The sequence below is a fragment of the Roseateles sp. 22389 genome (assembly GCF_052044995.1).
In the GTDB taxonomy this organism is placed as follows: Bacteria; Pseudomonadota; Gammaproteobacteria; order Burkholderiales; family Burkholderiaceae_C; genus Roseateles.
The window spans coordinates 23,928-40,977 of sequence record NZ_JBQEOF010000008.1; the positions used below are offsets into that span (position 1 = coordinate 23,928).

Genomic DNA, 17,050 nt, shown 5'->3' on the forward strand with positions numbered 1-17,050 from the left:
GTCAGCCGCGTCAACCGCGTCGAACGCGGCGCCACCATGGGCCGCGGGAGACCGCCGGCCCGGCGTCGCTGGCGCCTTCGTAGGCGCGCGCGGCGGGAGCGTGCAACTCGACCTGCGTGCCGATGCCGGCCTGCGAGTCCAGCCGGTAGGCGACGCCCGCGAGCTCCGCGCGTTCGCGCATGCCCGACAGGCCCCAGTGGCCGGGGCGGCCGCCGCGGGCTTTCACCTCGTCCGGCACGCCGACGCCGTCGTCGCGGACGAACAGCGTGAAGCCGCCGTCGCCATAACGGAGCGCGACCTCGATGCGCCCGGCCTGCGCATGCTGGAAGGCGTTGAAGATCGCTTCGCGCGCGATCAGGCAGATCGATGCCGCCAGCGCCGGCGCCAGCGGGCGCGGCGTGCCCTCGACGGTCAGCACGAAGTCCGCGCCGTGGGTGTGGGAGAGCTCGCGCCCCAGCGCCTCGAGCGTCTGCTCCAGCCGGTTGAGGTCGGGCGGCGGCAGGCGCAGGTCGGTGACGCGGTCGCGGCCTTCGACCAGCAGCGCGTCCGCATCGACCAGCACGCGCTCCATCGCGGCGCGTTCGGTGCCGGGCAGCCGGCGCGCGATCGCCTCGAAGCGCAGGATCAGGCCGTAGACGCCCTGCAGCAGCGTGTCGTGCAGGTCGCGCGCGATGCGCTCGCGCTCCTGGATGCGGGCGGCGAGGCGGTCCTGCTCATGGGCGCGGCGCTGGCGGGCGCGCAGCGCGGCCAGGCCGGCCAGGAGCGCGATGCCGATGGCGATCGCCGCGACCCGGAAGCCCGCGTGCTGCGTCAGCGTTGGCGCGATCTCGAAGCGCAGCGCCGCCGGCGTGGCGCTCCAGGGACCGCGGTCCTGGGACGCCTCGACGCGGAACTCGTAGGTGCCCGGGCCGAGGTTGGTATAGAAGGCGCGGCGCCGCGCGCCCGCGTCCTGCCAGTCGCGGTCCTGGCCGATCAGCCGGTAGCGGAATCGGGTGCGCTCGGGCTGGGCCAGGCTGATCGCGGTGTACGAGATCTCCAGGTCGCGGGTGCCGGGGGCCAGGCGCAGAACCCGGTTTGCGCCGTCTGCGCCATCCAGGCCGGCCGCGACGGGCTCGCCATGCACGGACAGCTGGTGGATGTCCACCGCCGGGGGCGCGGCCTCGCCCTCGGGCAGGCGCCGCGGATCGACGCGCATGACGCCGTTGCTCAGCGAGAACCACAGCAGCCCGTCCGGCGTGCGGGCCGCGGTGCGCAGCGGCCAGGACTGTTCGGCGCGACCGGTCAGGCCGTCGAGCAGGTCGAAGCGGCGGCCCGCCGGGCGCTGCGCCGCCTCGGTGGTGCTGGCGAGCGCGCGGCGGACCTCATCGGCGCGCAGTCGCGTGATGCCGTTCGCGCCGTTGATCCAGAGCTCGCCCTCCGGCGTCTCGACGAGGCCCGACACGCCCTCGAGCGCATCCGCGTCGGCCAGCCGCAGCCGGGGCATACCGGGCTCGGAAAGCAGTTGCACGCCGCGTTCGCCGCCGACCCACAGGTGCGCGCCCTGGCGCGCGATGACCTTGATCGCGCCGATCGCCAGGCCGTCGGCGGCGGTGAGGCGGGTGGTCTGGCCGGCTTCGTGACGCAGCAGCGTGCCGTCGGAGTAGCCGATCCAGACCCGGCCCTGCGCGTCGCTGGCGATCGCGTCGGGGCCCTTGCGCGGGAAGACGCCCGAGCCGGACAGGCGCGTGGTCTTGCCGTCGGCGTAACGCATCAGCCCGTAGCGGTGGCCGTTGAACCACAGCGCGCCGGTGGCGTCCTCGGTGATCTCGAACACGGCGGCCCGCCAGGGCTCGCCGTCGGGCGTGGGGACGGGCACGAAGCGGCCGTCCTCCTGCGTCCACAAGCCGGTGCGACCGCCGGCCCAGAGCCGCTGGCGGCTGTCGACGAAGACCGACGTGAAGGTGGTCATGCCCGGGTCGGTGGGCACGGTGCGGGGCGTGGTCTCGCCGGGCGCGAGGCGCTGGATCGAATCGCCGGCGGCGACCAGCAGCCCGCCGGATCCGTCGACCGCCATCGCGATGCTGGCGCCGCGGTTGGGCAACTCCACGCGATCGACCGCCGCGCCGCGGAAGCGGTCCAGCCCGCCGTTGGTGCCGACCCAGATCGCACCGTCCCGGTCCTGGAAGACACGCATCACCAGCGGGCCGGACAAGCCCTTGTCGGTGCCGAGGAACTGGGACGCGGCGTCGGCCGCGGGATCGATCCGGTTGAGCCCGTCCTTCGCGCCATACCACAGCTGGCCCGCGCGATCGAAGGTCGGCACGAAGAAGCTGCGAGGCACCGGCACCGGCGCGGCGACCGTCCCGATCCGGTCGGCGATCGGGCCGGCCTTGGCGCTGTCCGCTCCGGGTTTGATGCCGCTCGCTCCGGTCGAGGCGCTGGCTACGCTCGTCGCGCCCGCTCCGGTCGGGGCGTTTGCTCTGCTCGTTGTGCTCGCTCCGCTCATGGCGCCGGAGCCGACGCCGGCGCCTTCACCCGGCAGGGGCAGGCGGAAGAAACCGCGCACGGCGGGCGAGATGTCGTTGGCCCAGGCGCGGCCGTCGGGCCCGATGACCAGCTGGGTCTGGCCCAGCGACGGCACCTCGGACGCGACGAAGCGGGCGCCGCCCGCGGGCCGGACGAAGACGGTGCGATCGGTGACGCACCAGATGTTGCCGGCCGCGTCGACCGCCACCGACAGCGCGATCGGCGCCTGTCCGTTGCCATCATCGAAGCCGGAGCCCGGGTCCATCGCGACCCAGCCAGCGCCCTGGCGCTTGAGCAGCGAGCGGCCGGTGGCGACCCAGAGCGTGCCGTCGCGCTCGGCCGCGAAGGCGCGGGTGGAGGTGACGAAATGGCCGGTCGCCGGCTCGACCTGGACGATGCGCCCCCGGCGGACGAGCGCGAGGCCGCCCTCGAGCAGGCCCACCCACAGGCCGTTGTCGGCGGTCGCGAAGAGCGACAGCACCTGCCGGCTGGGCAACTGCTCGCCGGCGATCGTGTCGAAGCGCTCGAAGCGCAGGCCGTCGAAGCGGAACAGGCCGTTGCCGGTGCCCAGCCAGAGGTAGCCGTCGCTCGTCTGCGCGATCGCCATCACCGGCCCCGGCATGCCGTCCTTCAGGCCCCAGCTCGTGTGCTGCAGATGGGCCAGGGGCTGCTCGGAAGGCGTCGAGGACTGCGCATGCGCGGCCGGGCCGGACAGTATGAGGGCCAGAGCCAGGGCCAGCGCGATGGCGTGTGGCCGGCAGACGCGCGCGGCGGACAGCGAGCCACGCGGGCGCGGCGATGGCATCAAGGGCGGGTTCGGGACGGACATCGAGACGGAGAGACGGGAAGGCACGCGCAAGCGCGAGGATTGTGCCCGCGCGGCCAGCACGATCCGTGCAAGCGCCGGTGACTGGCCTCTCTAAAGGAAAGCGCTCGCCGAAAGCGCCCGGGGGAAAGCGCTCGGGAGAAGCGCCCGGTGGAAGCGCCGCGCGCCTTCAGACCACCCGGCCGGGGTTCAGCAGCCCGCGCGGATCCAGCGCCTGCTTGATCTGGCGCATCAGCTGCAGGGCCACCGGGCTCTTGCGCTGCGCCAGCTCCTCGCGTTTGAGCTGGCCGATGCCGTGCTCGGCCGAGATCGATCCGCCGTGCGCGGCCACCTGGTCGTAGACCAGCGCGTTGACCGCCGCTTCGTGCGTGCGCAGGAAGTCCGCGGGCGCGACGCCCTCCGGCGCCTGGACGTTGTAGTGCAGGTTGCCGTCGCCCAGATGGCCGAAGTCCACCAGCCGCGAGCCGGGGAAGCGCTCGGCCAGCAAGCGGTCGCAGCCTTCGACGAAATCGGGGATGCGCGACACCGGCAGCGCGATGTCGTGCTTGATGTTCAGGCCTTCCTCGCTCTGCGCCAGCGGAATGGACTCGCGCAGGTGCCACATCGCATGGCTCTGCGCCAGCGTCTCGGCCACCGCCGCGTCGTCGATGACGCCGCGCTCCAGCGCGTCCTCGAGCAGGGCCTCGAACTGCGCGCGGGCATGGGTCTCGCCCTCGCTGTCCGACAGCTCCAGCAGCACCGTCCACGGCCGCGGGCCCAGCGGCTGCACCAGCTGCGGGAAATGCTTGCCCACCAGGGCCAGCGACAGCGCGTTCATCACCTCGAAGCCGGTCAGCGCCGCGCCGCAGCGCGCCTGCGCCAGGCCCAGCAGCGCGACCGCGTCGCGCAGCGTGTCGCAGGCGGCCAGCGCCGTCATCCGCGCCAGCGGCAACGGATGCAGCTTCAGCGTCGCGGCCGTGATCACGCCCAGCGTGCCTTCCGAACCGATGAAGAGGTCGCGCAGGTCGTAGCCGGTGTTGTCCTTGCGCAGGCCGGACAGCCCGTCCCAGACGGTCCCGTCCGCGGTCACCACCTCCAGGCCCAGGCACAGCTCGCGCGCGTTGCCGTAACGCAGCACCTGGGTGCCGCCGGCGTTGGTCGCCAGGTTGCCGCCGATGGTGCAGCTGCCTTCGGCGGCCAGGCTCAGCGGGAAGAGCAAGCCGGCGTCGCGCGCCGCCTGCTGCACCTGCTGCAGCACGCAGCCGGCGTCGACGGTCATCGTCAGGTTGGCGGGATCGATCTGGCGCACGCGGTTGAGCCGCTGCAGGCTCAGCAGCAGTTGCGTGCCGGAGTCGTCCGGCACGCCGCCCCCCACCAGCCCGGTGTTGCCGCCTTGCGGGACCAGCGGCACGCCGTGCTCGCGCGCCAGCGAGACGATGGCCGCGACCTGCGCGGTGTCGGCCGGCCGCACGACCGCCAGCGCGCGGCCCGCGTAGCGCTTGCGCCAGTCGCGCTCGTAGCCGGAGAGGTCGTGCTCGCCGGGCAGCAGCACGTGCGCCTGGCCCAGGCAGGCGCGCAGGGCATCGATCAGCGCGGCGCTCATGCGGGGTCTCCCGTCGATCCGGCCTCGGCCGCGCGGGCCTGCGCCAGCCGCAGGCGGATCTGCGCCGCGCAGGCGATGAAGATCGTCAGCGACAGGGCGACCTCGATCCACGCCAGCGCCATGCCGGCGCCGCCCTCGGAGGTGCCGCGCACCAGGCCCTCGGTCATGTAGAGCCAGATCATCAGGCTGACCCAGCGGTAGGTGTAGAGCCGGTAGCGCCACAGGCCGGGCAGCGGCAGCAGCAGCGGCAGGGCCTTGATCGCCAGCGTGCCGCGGCCGGTCGGCGCGAGCCACAGTTCCCAGGCCAGGCAGACCAGCGCCAGCGCCAGCGTGGCGAGGAACGCGACCTGGCGGCTGCCGCGCTCGCGCGCGGTCGGCTCGGTGCGGGCGGTCGGGGGGCGGGCGGTCGTCGAGGTCGTCGCGGTCGCGGGCGGCGCGGTCGGTGTCATCGCGAGGCGATCCGCGGGGCGGCGGCGAGGGTTGACATGGCTGGCATCATAGCCAGCATGTTGAGGGAACCTAGCAGTGATCAGGCGCCGCCGCAGAGCTGGCGCGAGGGCATCCGCGAGCTCGCGCGCGAGCTGTTGACCTGGCCTTACGCACGCACGCTGCGCCTGTTCGTGCAGCGCTTCCGGGAGGAGCGCCTGGGCCTGACCGCCGGCAGCCTGACCTTCACCACGCTGATCTCGCTCGTGCCCCTGCTGACCGTGGCGCTGGCGCTGTTCACCGCGTTCCCGATGTTCTCCAGCTTCCAGTCGGCGCTGGAGAAATACTTCCTCAAGTCGCTGATCCCCGACAACATCGCGCGCCCGGTGCTGATGTCGCTGACGCAGTTCGCGGCCAAGGCCAACCGGCTGGGCGTGGTCGGCCTGATCGTGCTGGCGGTGACGGCGCTGTCGCTGATGCTGACGATCGACCGCACGCTCAACCAGATCTGGCGCGTGCAGCGGCCGCGTCCGATCGCGCAGCGGGTGCTGGTGTACTGGGCGGCGATGACGCTGGGCCCGCTGCTGCTGGGCGGCAGCCTGACCGTCACCAGCGTGCTCATCACCTACAGCCGGGACCTGGTCGACAACATGCCGCGCGGCCTGGTGGTCCTGCTCAACAGCGTGGACCTGGTGGTGCTGTGGGGCGCGATCGCGGCGCTCTTCCATTACGTGCCCAACACCGACGTGCGCTGGCGCCACGCGCTGACCGGAGCGGCCTTCGTCGCGGTCGCCTTCCACCTGGCCAAGCAGGCGCTGGCCTGGTACGTGAAGCAGGTGCCGACCTATTCGACGCTCTACGGCGCCTTCGCGGCGGTGCCGATCTTCCTGATCTGGATCTACGTCGGCTGGTCGATCGTGCTGCTCGGCGCGATCCTGGCGGCCAATGCGCCGGCGCTGGCCGGCGGCGTCAGCGTGCGCCGCAACCGGCCCGGCATGCAGATGGCGCTGGCGCTGGACGTGGTGCGCGAGCTCGAGGCCGCGCGCGCGGGCGGAGAGTCGGGGCTGTCGATGCTGGCGATGTCGCAGCGCATGAGCGTCGATCCGCTGCAGCTCGAGCCGGTGCTCCAGCAGCTGCAGAAGCTGGACTGGGTCGGCCGCCTGGAGGAGGAGGGCGCCCAGCGCGTGGTGCTGCTGTGCGAGCCGGCCTCGACGAGCGCCGAGCCGCTGGTGCGCGCGCTGCTGGCCGAGCGCCAGCCGGGGCTGGCGGCGCTGTGGGAGCAGGCCGGCTGGGGGCGCGCCACGCTGGGCGCGCTGATCGAGCGGCCGGCGCCGGTGGCTAGCGCCACAGCGTGACGGCCGCGCCGCCGATCACCGCCAGCAGGGCCACGATCGAATAGACCGCCCGCCGGTAGGGCGGCTTGGGCCGCGTGGCGCCGGTGGGCTTCATGCCGTACTTGGGCGTCGCGCCCAGCGGCAGCGCGGCCTTGTCGATCAGCGGTTGCGCGCGGTGCTCGCGGGCGCGCTGCTCGGCCACGCGCAGGCGCGCCGAACCGTCGAGCAGCTGGAGCTGCTTCGCCTGGGTTTCGGTGTCGACAGTGGCCGGCTGGGTCGGGGTGGGGATGTGGGGATGCTTCTCTGAAAACGAGCGTTGCTGCATGTGGACTGCCTTGACTGCAATACGCTCCCTCGCCTCCGCGAATCGGGCAATTGTCTCGACGACGACGCGCGGGTCAAGTAACAGGAGGTGATCCGGGGCGTTCGCCGCGGTCAGGCGTGCAGCACCACGAGCAGCGCCGTCGCCGCCTTCTTCGACAGGTTGCGGATCGCGTGCGCGCCGTCCACGGCGTAGCGCGCGGTCTCGCCGCTCTTGACGAGCTGGCGGCTGCCGCCGGCCGTGACCTCGAGTTCACCGGCCAGCACGCTCAGGTGCTCGCGCGAGCCGGGCTCGTGCGCGGCGGACTCGAGCGCGCCGCCGGGCTGCACCGTCAGCTCGTACCACTCGAAGTTGCCGGCCAGGTCGATGGGGCCGAGGATGCGCAGTCGGCACAGACCGTCCGGGCTCGACAGCGCCGGCGTCGCATGCGAGGCGACCACCTCGATCGGCGGGGCGGCGGGCCGCTCGCCGCCCAGCAGCTCAGACAACTCCACCCGCAGCGCATTGGCAAGCCGCCACACCACGGCCACCGTGGGATTGGCCTGGTTGCGCTCGATCTGCGAGAGCATCGACTTGGAGACGCCCGCCCGCCGCGACAGCTCGTCCAGCGACAGGCCCTGGGCTTGCCGCAGCGCCTGCAGCGTCGCGCCCACGCGGGGAGGTTCCAGTTTTTCGGAAGGATTGGCGGACATCTGAGGCGGGCGAGGGCGTTCCGGGGTGGAAGAAGGCGCCTTGACCGGCCTCCGCTCTTCCTTGATACTGCACGGCTGTTCGATATAACGAACGCGTTCGATTTAACGGATTGTGCCGCAGGAGCACCGCATGACCAACATCGCCTCCCCGTCCACCGACGACTTCTATCGCCACCTGCAGAACGAGCTGCAGGGCATCCGCGACGCCGGCCTCTTCAAGAGCGAACGCATCATCACCAGCCCGCAGGGCGCCGTCGTCAAGACGCGTGACGGGCGCGAGGTCCTCAACCTGTGCGCCAACAACTACCTGGGGCTGTCCTCGCATCCGAAGGTGGTGGAGGCCGCCCACGAGGCGCTGCGCACCCATGGCTACGGCCTGTCGTCGGTGCGCTTCATCTGTGGCACGCAGGACATCCACAAGGAACTCGAGCAGCGCCTGGCGCGTTTCCTCGGGACCGAGGACACCATCCTCTACGCCGCCGCCTTCGACGCCAACGGCGGGCTGTTCGAGCCGCTGCTGGGCGAGCAGGACGCGATCATCAGCGACGAGCTGAACCACGCCTCCATCATCGACGGCATCCGCCTGTGCAAGGCCAAGCGCTTCCGCTACAAGCACAACGACATGGCCGACCTGGAGGCGCAGCTGACCGCGGCCCGCGCCGCCGGCGCGCGTCACGTGATGGTCTTCACCGACGGCGTGTTCTCGATGGACGGCACGATCGCGCAGCTGGACAAGATGCGCGAGATCACCGACCGCTTCGGCGCGCTGCTGGCGATCGACGAATGCCACGCCAGCGGCTTCATGGGCAAGACCGGCCGCGGCACCCACGAGTACCGCGGCGTGTTCGGCAAGGTCGACATCATCACCGGCACGCTGGGCAAGGCGCTGGGCGGGGCGTCGGGCGGCTTCACGACGGGGCGCAAGGAAGTGATCGAGCTGCTGCGCCAGCGCTCGCGGCCCTACCTGTTCTCCAACACGGTGGCGCCGAGCATCGTCGGCGCGTCCATCGCCGTGCTGGACCTGCTGGAAGGGAGCACCGCGCTGCGCGACAAGCTCGAGGCCAACACCGCCTTCTTCCGCGAGGCCATCCAGCAGGCGGGTTTCCAGATCAAGCCGGGCACCCATCCGATCGTGCCGGTGATGCTGTTCGACGCGGTCAAGGCGCAGCAGCTCAGCGCGCGGCTGCTGGAGCTGGGCGTGTACGCGGTCGGTTTCTTCTATCCGGTGGTGCCCAAGGAGCAGGCCCGGGTGCGGGTGCAGATCTCGGCGGTGCACGAACGCGAGCACCTGGAGCGGGCCGTCGCCGCGTTCGCGCAGGCGGGCCGCGAGCTGGGACTGGTGAAGTAAGGCGCTGAGAAGAAGATCCCCATGACGACCAAGATCCTGTTGATCGGCGCGAACGGCCAGATCGGTTCCGAATTGGCGGTGGAGCTGGCCAAGCGCCATGGCAACGCCAATGTCATCACCAGCGACGTGGCGCCGCAGGGCCGCGTGCCGCAACTGACCCACGAGATGCTGGACGTCACCGACGCGGCGGCGCTGGCGGCGGTGGTCAAGCGGCACGGCATCACGCAGATCTATCACCTGGCCGCGGCGCTGTCCGCCACGGGCGAGAAGCATCCGATGTGGGCCTGGGACCTGAACATGAAGGGCCTTCTGAACGTGCTGGAGCTGGCGCGCACGGCGAAGCTGGAGCGCGTGTTCTGGCCGAGCTCCATCGCCGCCTTCGGACCGCAGACGCCCAAGCAGGCCACGCCGCAGACGACGGTGATGGATCCGACGACGATCTACGGCATCTCCAAGCTGGCCGGCGAGGGCTGGTGCCGCTGGTACCACGCCAATCACGGCGTCGACGTGCGCAGCCTGCGCTATCCCGGCCTGATCAGCTGGAAGACGCCCCCGGGCGGCGGCACGACCGACTACGCGGTGGAGATCTTCCACGAGGCGCTCAAGCACGGCCGCTACACCTGCTTCCTGAAGGAGGACCAGGCGCTGCCGATGATGTACATGCCGGATGCGCTGCGCGCGACGATCGAGCTGATGGAGGCACCGGCGGAGCGCATCACCGAGTGGGGCAGCTACAACCTGGCGGGCGTGAGCTTCACGCCGGAGCAGATCGCCGCGTCGATCCGCCGTCGCATCGCGGGCTTCACGATCGACTACGCGCCGGACTTCCGCCAGAACATCGCCGCGAGCTGGCCGCAGTCCATCGATGACAGCGTCGCGCAGCGCGACTGGGGCTGGAAGCTGGGCTACGACCTGGACGCGATGGCCGACGACATGCTGGCCTCGCTGAAGGCGCAGGCCGAGCAGGGTGCCGCGGCCGCCCAGGCGGCGCAGGCCTGAGGACGTAGAGTCACGAGCTGTCTTCGTTGCCCTGAACACACCGTGACCCGACTCGCCGCTGAATTCCAACGCCTCTACGCCGCCGGCCCAGATGGTGCCTCGCGCGCGCTCGTGCTCGACGTGGGGCGCCCGTCGGACTGGGAGTTGCTTGCCAACGTGTGGCGCGGCGTGCAGCTCGACCTGGCGCTGCCCGCGCCGGGCATCGCCATCGCGGGCGAGAACAGCTATCAGCTGTGGTTTTCGCTGGAGCGCGGATGCTCGCCGGAGGCGGCCGCCGCCTTCTTCGATGGCCTGAAGTTCCGATACCTGGCCGGCATCGCGGGCCCGCGCATTCACTGCCTGACGGAGCCGCCGGTGATGCCGGCCGAAGTCCGGGAAGGGCAATGGTCGGCGTTCGTCGCACCGGATCTCGCGCCGGTGTTCGTCGAGGCGACATGGCTGGACATCCCGCCCGGCGCCGAAGGCCAGGCGGATCTGCTGAAGTCCTTGAAGTCGATCACACCGCAGGCGTGGGAGGCGGCGCTGGCGACCCTCGCGCCGCGCGGCCAGCAGGACGGCGCGCGCTCCGACGGGCGCGTGGACCGCGCGTCGACCGGCGAGGCGATGCCGGAAGCGCCGCGGGTGACGTCGACGCCTGCCGTTCCGTCAGCCATCCCGACGAACTTCACCGACCCCCGCACCTTCCTGCTGCACGTCATGAACGACGCGACGTTGCCGATGGCGATGCGGATCGAGGCGGCCAAGGCCTTGCTGCCTGAATCGGGCAAGTCCTGACCGGCGGCTGGCAGCGCGGGTGCGATGTCGGCATCGACCCAATCCCCTCCCACGGGGACGCTCAGAACCGGATCTTCCCGGTCCAGATGTCCTTGTACATGACCCAGTCGCCCATGAAGCTGTAGAGCGGGCGCTTGAACGAGGCGGGCTTGTTCTTCTCGAAGCCGAAGTGCCCCACCCAGGCGAAGGCGTAGCCGCACAGCAGCCCGATCAGGATGAAGCCCCAGCGCTGCGTCGCGAGCGCGTAGGCCAGGAAGGCCAGCCCCAGCGTCGAGCCGACGAAGTGCAGTCGGCGGCAGGTGCGGTTGCGATGCTCGCCCAAGTAGAAGGGATAGAACTCGGCGAAGCTGCGCATCGCCTTCACGCGGTCCGCGCCGGCGTCCGAGTCGCGCGGCGCGTGGGGCAGGGGGCTGGTGCTCATGGGCGTCTCCTGGCGCGGCCCTCGCGGGGCCGTCTGCGGGTGAGGGACTCACCGTACGGCGCTCAGCCGAGCGCCGCCTTCAGCGCATTCAACATCCCTTCCGGCGCCTCGGTCATCAGTGAATGCCCGGCCGGCAGCGTCTGCACCCGCGCGCCCAGCAACTCGGCCAGCTGCTTCGCCGCCTTGGGCGGCGTCATCGCGTCCTTCGCGCCAAGGATGAGCTCGGTCCGCACGCCGGCGGCTGTCAGCGTCGCGGCGGCCTGCGGCGCACCCTGGTAGCGATCGCAGACCAGGAAGTCGTGCTCGAACAGGTTGCCCCGTTCGCCGTAGCCATCCTGCATGCGCTCCATCAGCGCGAGGTTGCCGCCGTGCAGCCACGCGCCCGGTCCCGGGTAGGACGGCTTGCCGGCGGTCGTCGCATGCGAGAACGCGTTGACCATGGCCATCGCCGCGCGCGGCCGCTCGCGCGAGGTGGCCAGCAGCGCGTCCGAGACCTTCATCGGCCAGGCCGTGCCGACCATCGCCAGCCTGGCGATGCGCGCCGGGCGCCGTGCCGCGGCCTCGAGCGCGATCAGCGATCCCATCGAGTGCCCGACCAGCGAGACCGCGCGGTCGGCCGTCACGCCGGCGGTGTCCAGCAGCGCGTTGATCCAGTCGCCGAGCGCCTCGACGTCATCCAGCGCCGGCCCTGCGCTGCGGCCGTGGCCGGGCAGGTCCACCGCCAGCACGCCGCGCCCGTGGTGGGCGAAGTAGCGGGCCAGCAGCGTCCACACGCTGTGGTCGTGCAGCGCGCCGTGGATGAACACGACGACGGGCAGCGTCGCATCGAAGCGCTTGCCGCCGGTGTAGGCGTAGGCCGGGCGGCCCTGGAGGTTCAGCTTCATCGCGCTCATTTGGCGGCCACCTTCAATGCGGACTTGAGATCGGCGATCAGGTCCTCGGGATCCTCCAGGCCGATCGACAGCCGGATCGTTCCTGCGCCGATGCCGGAGGCGGCGAGCGCCGCGTCGTCCATGCGGAAATGCGTCGTCGAGGCCGGATGGATCACCAGCGAGCGCGCATCGCCGACATTGGCCAGGTGCGAGAACAGCCGCAGCGATTCGATGAAGCGGCGGCCGGGCTCGCGGCCGCCCTTCAGGTCGAAGCTGAACACCGCGCCGGCGCCCTTGGGCATCAGGCGCTGCGCCAGCGCGTGGTCGCGGTGCGAGGGCAGGCCGGGGTAGTTGACGCGTTCGACGATGTCCTGCGATTCGAGGAACTCGGCGATCCGCTGGGCGTTGCTCACGTGGCGCTGCATGCGCAGCGGCAGCGTCTCGATGCCTTGCAGCATCAGCCAGGCGGTGTGCGGGCTCATGCAGGCGCCGAAGTCGCGCAGGCCTTCGCGGCGCGCGCGCAGCAGGAAGGCGCCCACCGTGCTTTCCTCGCTGAACACCATGCCGTGGAAGCCGTCGTAGGGTTCGCAGAGTTCGGCGTAGCGGCGGCGGTCGCCGCTGGCCGCGTGGGCGCGGTCCCAGTCGAAGCGGCCGCCGTCGACCAGCAGCCCGCCCACCACGGTGCCGTGGCCGCAGAGGAACTTGGTCGCCGAGTGATGGACCAGGTCGGCGCCCAGCGCGATCGGCTGCTGCAGGTAGGGGGTTGCGAAGGTCGCGTCCACCAGCAGCGGGCGGTGGGCGTCGTGGGCGATCTGGGCGATGGCGGGGATGTCCAGCACGTCCAGTCCCGGGTTGCCCAGGCTTTCGCCGAGCAGCAGCCGGGTCTCGGGCCGGATCGCCGCGCGCCAGGCGTCGAGGTCGCCGGGCCGGACGAAGGTTGTCGAGATGCCGAAGCGCTTGAGCGTGTAGTGCAGCAGGTTGTGCGAGCCGCCGTACAGCGCGCTCGAGGCCACGATGTGGTCGCCGGCGCTGGCGATGGTGGCGATGGCCAGCTGCAGTGCGGCCTGGCCGCTGGCTGTGGCGATGGCGCCGACGCCGCCGTCGAGCGCGGCGATGCGTTCCTCCAGCACCGCGGTCGTCGGGTTGGACAGCCGGGAGTAGACGTGTCCGCTGCGTTCCATGTTGAACAGGCCGGCGGCCTGTTCGGCGCTTTCGAACACGAAGGAGGTGGTCAGGTGCAGGGGCACGGCGCGGGCGCCGGTGCTGGGGTCGGGCGCGGCGCCGGCGTGTAGCGCCAAGGTATCAAAGCCCGGGTCGGAAGGACCTGACATGGGTGGTCTCCTGCTTGTGATGCGGTGAGGTGAGGTCTGGCGCCGGGCATTGTGTGCTATGTTGGCGGCCAACTTTTCCTCACGTTTTTCTCAGGCGACCATGAAAGTCTCCGACATCCTGCGCGTCAAGGGCAGCACGCTGTTCACTGTCTCTCCGGACACGCCGCTGGCGCAAGCGGCCGAGACCATGGCCGAGCGCGACATCGGCTCGCTGGTCGTGATGGAGTTTGGCGACCTGGTGGGCATGCTCACCTTCCGCGAGGTCATCCAGGCGGTGGTGGGCAATGGCGGGAGTGTCGGGACGCGGCTGGTGCGCAGCGTGATGGATGATGCGCCGCTGACCTGCACGCCGGAGACCGAGATCGACGAGGTGCGGCGGATGATGCTGGGTCGTCACGCGCGCTACATGCCGGTGCTCAATGGCAAGCAGTTGATGGGCGTGATTTCGTTCTACGACGTGGCCAAGACGGTGGTGGATGCGCAGGATTTCGAGAACCGGATGCTGAAGGCCTACATCCGGGATTGGCCGTCCGAGGACGGCGCCCAGCCCTCCTGACGCGACTCGCGCACAAGAAAAAACGCCCCGCATCCACGGGGCGTTTGTCTTTGCCCGCCGCGCCTCGGTCAAGGGGCAGTCGTGCACTGCGAGGCAGATGTGATGCCTGCCGCGGTGCCCGGCTGGGATGCGGGGCTAGGCGCAGACCGGAGCCATAGCGGCGCTATGGCGAGGATCTGCAACGCCGCCCCGCGCCCAGCCGGGCGCCGCGGCGGGCGTCACATCCAGGCGACGCCGTAGTAGTCGTAGACCTTGCGGCCGTACTCGTCGGTGTACTCGGGGCGGTCGGTCTGGGCGTAGCGGGGCGCCTTTTCGAGCTGGTCTTCGCGCAGGGGGACGACGTAGCCGTCGAGGCTGGTGTCGTACTTGAGCATGTTCCAGGGGATGGGATAGCGGTCGGTGCCGATGCCCATGAAGCCGCCGAACTCGAGGGCTGCATAGCGGACGAGGCCGGAGCGCTTGTCGATCACCAGGTTGTCGATGGTGCCGAGCTTGTCGCCGTTGCCGTTGTAGACCTTGGTGCCTTCGACGCGATCGGAGGCGATGGTGGTGCTGGCCATGAGGGGGTTCTCCTAGTCAGTTGCGATAAGGGGAAGGAGGCAAATCGCGTGCCGCGCTCCTCCCAGCCACCCGCTCACCCGCCCGTACGCCCATTCGCCCGTACGCAACTCGACCGGGAATTTCCCTTGCCTGAACAAGGGAACCCTTCACCGCCGCGCCGCGGCCCTTCCGCATGCCCAAGCTGCCCACCGCCGTCCGTGAAGCCGTCGACATCGTCAGCGAGGCCGCGCAAGGCTGGAGCGACGACAACGCGCCCAGCATGGGCGCGGCGCTGGCCTACTACACGCTGTTCTCGATCGCGCCGCTGCTGCTGATCGTTATCAGCGTGGCCGGCCTGGTGTTCGGCGAGCAGGCCGCGCGCGGCGAGGTGATGGCGCAGCTCTCCGACCTGCTGGGCACGCAAGGCGCGATGGCCGTGGAGGACCTGCTCAAGCGCGTGAACCGGCCCGACGAGGGCGGCTGGGCCGCCGCGATCGGGACCGTCGTGCTGCTGGTGGGCGCCACCTCGGTCTTCGCCGAGCTGCAGAACTCGCTCAACCGCATCTGGAAGGCGCCGCTGGTGAACAGCGGTCCCGTCTGGAAAAGCCTGCTGACGCTGCTGCGCAAGCGGCTGCTGTCGCTCGGGCTGATCCTCGGCCTGGGTTTCCTGTCGATGGTGTCGATGGTCGCCAGTGCTGCGCTGGCGGCGATCAGCAAGTGGTGGACCGGCTGGCTGGGCGCGGAGTTCGTGCTGCTGGCGCAGGTGCTGAACGCCACGCTCGCCTATGCGCTGATCACCGTGATGTTCGCCGTCATCTACAAATGGGTGCCGGACGTGCCGGTGCGCTGGCGCGACGTCTGGGTCGGCGCGCTGATCACCTCGGCGCTGTTCAGCCTGGGCAAGACGCTGATCGGGCTCTACATCGGCCGCAGCGGCGTCAGTTCCGCCTACGGCGCGGCGGCCTCGCTGGTGGTGATGATGCTGTGGGTTTACTACTCGACGCAGGTCTTCCTGATGGGCGCCGAACTCAGCTGGGCCTTCGCCAAGCGCCACAGCCTGCGGGAACAGGCGGCCGCCACCGCGGCGCGGGCGCTCCAGGCTCGCTGAAACCTTTGTCGGCGCGGTGCCGACGCCGCGCCGACGTCCCTCGGCCGTTCCCCTGACGACCCGTGGATGCCCGATGAACACGGGGATTCCGGCCGTCAGGTCCGTCGACGCCGGCATGAGGTTTGCCTTGATCCCTTGTGGATTCGGCGGCATGGGCCGCCGGGTTTGTACAACCGGCGAAACGCCTGAAAGGAAGTGCCATGAACCAGTATGGGCAACGAGGCAGACAGGACCAGCGTCAGGACAACCAGTGGGGCCAGGGCGATCGCGATCGTTCGCACTACGGGGCGCAGACGGGCAGCCAGCGCGGCCAGGACCGGTCGCGGGAGGACCAGCAGGCGGCCTACCAGGGCTCGAGCTTCCAGGCCGACCGGGACGACTCGCGCGGCGGCAGCTACGGCGGCGGTTACGGCGGCAGCTACGGCCAGGGCCGCGACGAGCGCGACGACTACCGCCAGGACTACCGCAGCCACGGCGACCTCCAGAGCCAGGGTGGCTATCGCGGCGGCTACGAGAACGAAGGCTGGGGCGGTGACCGCGGGCGCTCGATGAGCGGCAATTACGGCGGTGGCAGCCAGGGCGACAGCGGTGGCTACGGCGGCTACAGCGGGTCCGGCGACTACGGCAGCCGAAGCTACGGCGCGTCCAGCGGCTACGGGCGCGACAGCACCGGCTCGGGCGCTTATCGCGACCAGGGGCCGCGCCATGAAGGCTGGCGCGAGGATGCCGGTCGCCGCGGCGACTATGGCGGCATGGCCGGCTCCAGCTCGAGCAGCAGCTATGGCGCCTCGCTCGGCGAGCATTACGGCGGCAGCCAGGACGCGCAGGGCGGCGGACTCGAAGGTCGCGGTTATCCGGGCAGCCAGCGTGGCGGCTACGGCGGGCAGTCTGGCGGTTATGGTGGCCAGTCCGGCGGCTATGGCGGTTCGGGTGGTTCGGGCAGCTACGGCGGTTACGGCGAACAGGGCGGCGGCTACGGCGCCCAGTCGCAGCGCCGGCAGCATTACGACCCCGACTACGAGCAATGGCGCGCCGAGCAGATGCGCAGCCTCGACAACGACTATCACGGCTGGCGCCAGGACCGCTACCAGAAGTTTTCCGAGGACTTCAACAAGTGGCGTTCGGAGCGCTCCTCGCGGCAGGGCTCGTCCAGCGGCACCGGATCCTCGTCGGGGCAGTCCATGAGCTCGCAGGACACCAGCGACTCGACGCGCTTCGGGCAGGGTGGCAACACGCTGGGCAGCGGCACCGGGACGCACGAGAGCGGCCAGTCCACCACCAGCGGGTCGTCCAGCCTGTCCAGCGCCTCCACCGGCGCCACGCCCGGCGCGTCCAGCAGCACGACGCCGGGCTCGTCCTCCAGCAAGACCAAGTGAGGTCGCGCTGAGCCGCGCGTCGCGATGACGCGATCAGC

General features: G+C 70.9%; 16 protein-coding genes. 7 read left to right on the forward strand and 9 right to left on the reverse strand.

Going from position 1 to position 17,050, the window contains the following annotated elements; all coding sequences use genetic code 11:
- Positions 1-10: 10 nt before the first annotated feature.
- The 3 genes from ACTJKJ_RS12915 to ACTJKJ_RS12925 all read right to left on the reverse strand — a co-directional run bounded on the left by ACTJKJ_RS12915 (position 11) and on the right by ACTJKJ_RS12925 (position 5,362).
- Complete coding sequence (locus ACTJKJ_RS12915; RefSeq protein ID WP_440820700.1) at positions 11-3,310, reverse strand: sensor histidine kinase; 3,300 nt, start codon at positions 3,308-3,310, stop codon at positions 11-13.
- Between the two features lie 190 nt (positions 3,311-3,500).
- Positions 3,501-4,913, reverse strand: coding sequence for an FAD-binding oxidoreductase (locus ACTJKJ_RS12920; RefSeq protein ID WP_440820701.1), 1,413 nt, complete (start codon positions 4,911-4,913; stop codon positions 3,501-3,503).
- The gene (locus ACTJKJ_RS12925; RefSeq protein WP_440820702.1) at positions 4,910-5,362 is read right to left on the reverse strand and encodes a DUF2069 domain-containing protein; all 453 of its coding nucleotides are present in this window, start codon (positions 5,360-5,362) and stop codon (positions 4,910-4,912) included. Before ACTJKJ_RS12925 ends, ACTJKJ_RS12920 begins: the two co-directional genes overlap by 4 nt.
- 57 nt (positions 5,363-5,419) lie before the next feature.
- Here ACTJKJ_RS12925 and ACTJKJ_RS12930 point away from each other — a divergent pair, with 57 nt between their 5' ends.
- Complete coding sequence (locus tag ACTJKJ_RS12930) at positions 5,420-6,694, forward strand: YihY family inner membrane protein (RefSeq protein ID WP_343603011.1); 1,275 nt, start codon at positions 5,420-5,422, stop codon at positions 6,692-6,694.
- On the opposite strand, the gene ACTJKJ_RS12935 is transcribed toward ACTJKJ_RS12930, so the two are convergent.
- Together ACTJKJ_RS12935 and ACTJKJ_RS12940 are read right to left on the reverse strand one after the other, a co-directional pair.
- Complete coding sequence (locus tag ACTJKJ_RS12935; protein WP_091724808.1) at positions 6,678-6,998, reverse strand: hypothetical protein; 321 nt, start codon at positions 6,996-6,998, stop codon at positions 6,678-6,680. The genes ACTJKJ_RS12930 and ACTJKJ_RS12935 overlap by 17 nt on opposite strands.
- Positions 6,999-7,108: 110 nt before the next feature.
- Complete coding sequence (locus ACTJKJ_RS12940) at positions 7,109-7,687, reverse strand: helix-turn-helix domain-containing protein (protein WP_091724807.1); 579 nt, start codon at positions 7,685-7,687, stop codon at positions 7,109-7,111.
- Positions 7,688-7,817: 130 nt separating this feature from the next.
- Here ACTJKJ_RS12940 and kbl point away from each other — a divergent pair, with 130 nt between their 5' ends.
- Genes kbl through ACTJKJ_RS12955 form a run of 3 tightly spaced genes read left to right on the forward strand, consistent with a single transcriptional unit; the run spans position 7,818 to position 10,808 of the window.
- Entirely contained in the window at positions 7,818-9,035 is a 1,218-nt protein-coding gene (gene kbl, locus ACTJKJ_RS12945) for a glycine C-acetyltransferase (protein WP_091724806.1), read from the forward strand.
- A 21-nt stretch (positions 9,036-9,056) separates the two neighbouring features.
- Positions 9,057-10,034 carry an NAD-dependent epimerase/dehydratase family protein gene (locus tag ACTJKJ_RS12950; RefSeq protein ID WP_440820703.1) on the forward strand — a complete coding sequence of 326 codons (978 nt, stop codon included), beginning with the start codon at positions 9,057-9,059 and terminating at the stop codon, positions 10,032-10,034.
- 42 nt (positions 10,035-10,076) lie between these two features.
- On the forward strand, positions 10,077-10,808 hold the full coding sequence (locus ACTJKJ_RS12955; RefSeq protein ID WP_440820704.1) for a hypothetical protein: 732 nt from the start codon (positions 10,077-10,079) through the stop codon (positions 10,806-10,808).
- Positions 10,809-10,869: 61 nt separating this feature from the next.
- Here the strand turns inward: ACTJKJ_RS12955 and ACTJKJ_RS12960 are convergent, their stop codons facing one another.
- The 3 genes from ACTJKJ_RS12960 to ACTJKJ_RS12970 form a co-directional block, all read right to left on the reverse strand.
- Complete coding sequence (locus ACTJKJ_RS12960; protein WP_147242535.1) at positions 10,870-11,229, reverse strand: DUF962 domain-containing protein; 360 nt, start codon at positions 11,227-11,229, stop codon at positions 10,870-10,872.
- Positions 11,230-11,291: 62 nt separating this feature from the next.
- Complete coding sequence (locus ACTJKJ_RS12965; protein ID WP_440820812.1) at positions 11,292-12,113, reverse strand: alpha/beta fold hydrolase; 822 nt, start codon at positions 12,111-12,113, stop codon at positions 11,292-11,294.
- Between the two features lie 5 nt (positions 12,114-12,118).
- Positions 12,119-13,432: an O-acetylhomoserine aminocarboxypropyltransferase gene (locus ACTJKJ_RS12970; RefSeq protein ID WP_440820705.1), complete on the reverse strand. Its 1,314-nt coding sequence runs from the start codon at positions 13,430-13,432 to the stop codon at positions 12,119-12,121.
- Positions 13,433-13,532: 100 nt separating this feature from the next.
- On the opposite strand from ACTJKJ_RS12970, the gene ACTJKJ_RS12975 reads away from it, so the two are divergent.
- A complete protein-coding gene (locus ACTJKJ_RS12975; protein WP_091724801.1) occupies positions 13,533-13,988 on the forward strand; it encodes a CBS domain-containing protein in 456 nt (151 codons plus the stop codon).
- Between the two features lie 218 nt (positions 13,989-14,206).
- Here the strand turns inward: ACTJKJ_RS12975 and ACTJKJ_RS12980 are convergent, their stop codons facing one another.
- Entirely contained in the window at positions 14,207-14,548 is a 342-nt protein-coding gene (locus tag ACTJKJ_RS12980; RefSeq protein ID WP_147242765.1) for a PRC-barrel domain-containing protein, read from the reverse strand.
- 173 nt (positions 14,549-14,721) lie between these two features.
- Between ACTJKJ_RS12980 and ACTJKJ_RS12985 the strand changes: the two genes are divergently transcribed.
- Positions 14,722-15,636, forward strand: a complete 915-nt coding sequence (locus ACTJKJ_RS12985) for a YihY/virulence factor BrkB family protein (RefSeq protein ID WP_147242766.1) — start codon at positions 14,722-14,724, stop codon at positions 15,634-15,636.
- A gap of 200 nt (positions 15,637-15,836) precedes the next feature.
- Positions 15,837-17,012 (forward strand): hypothetical protein, encoded by a 1,176-nt coding sequence (locus ACTJKJ_RS12990; protein WP_440820706.1) that lies wholly within the window; start codon positions 15,837-15,839, stop codon positions 17,010-17,012.
- Positions 17,013-17,050 lie beyond the last annotated feature (38 nt).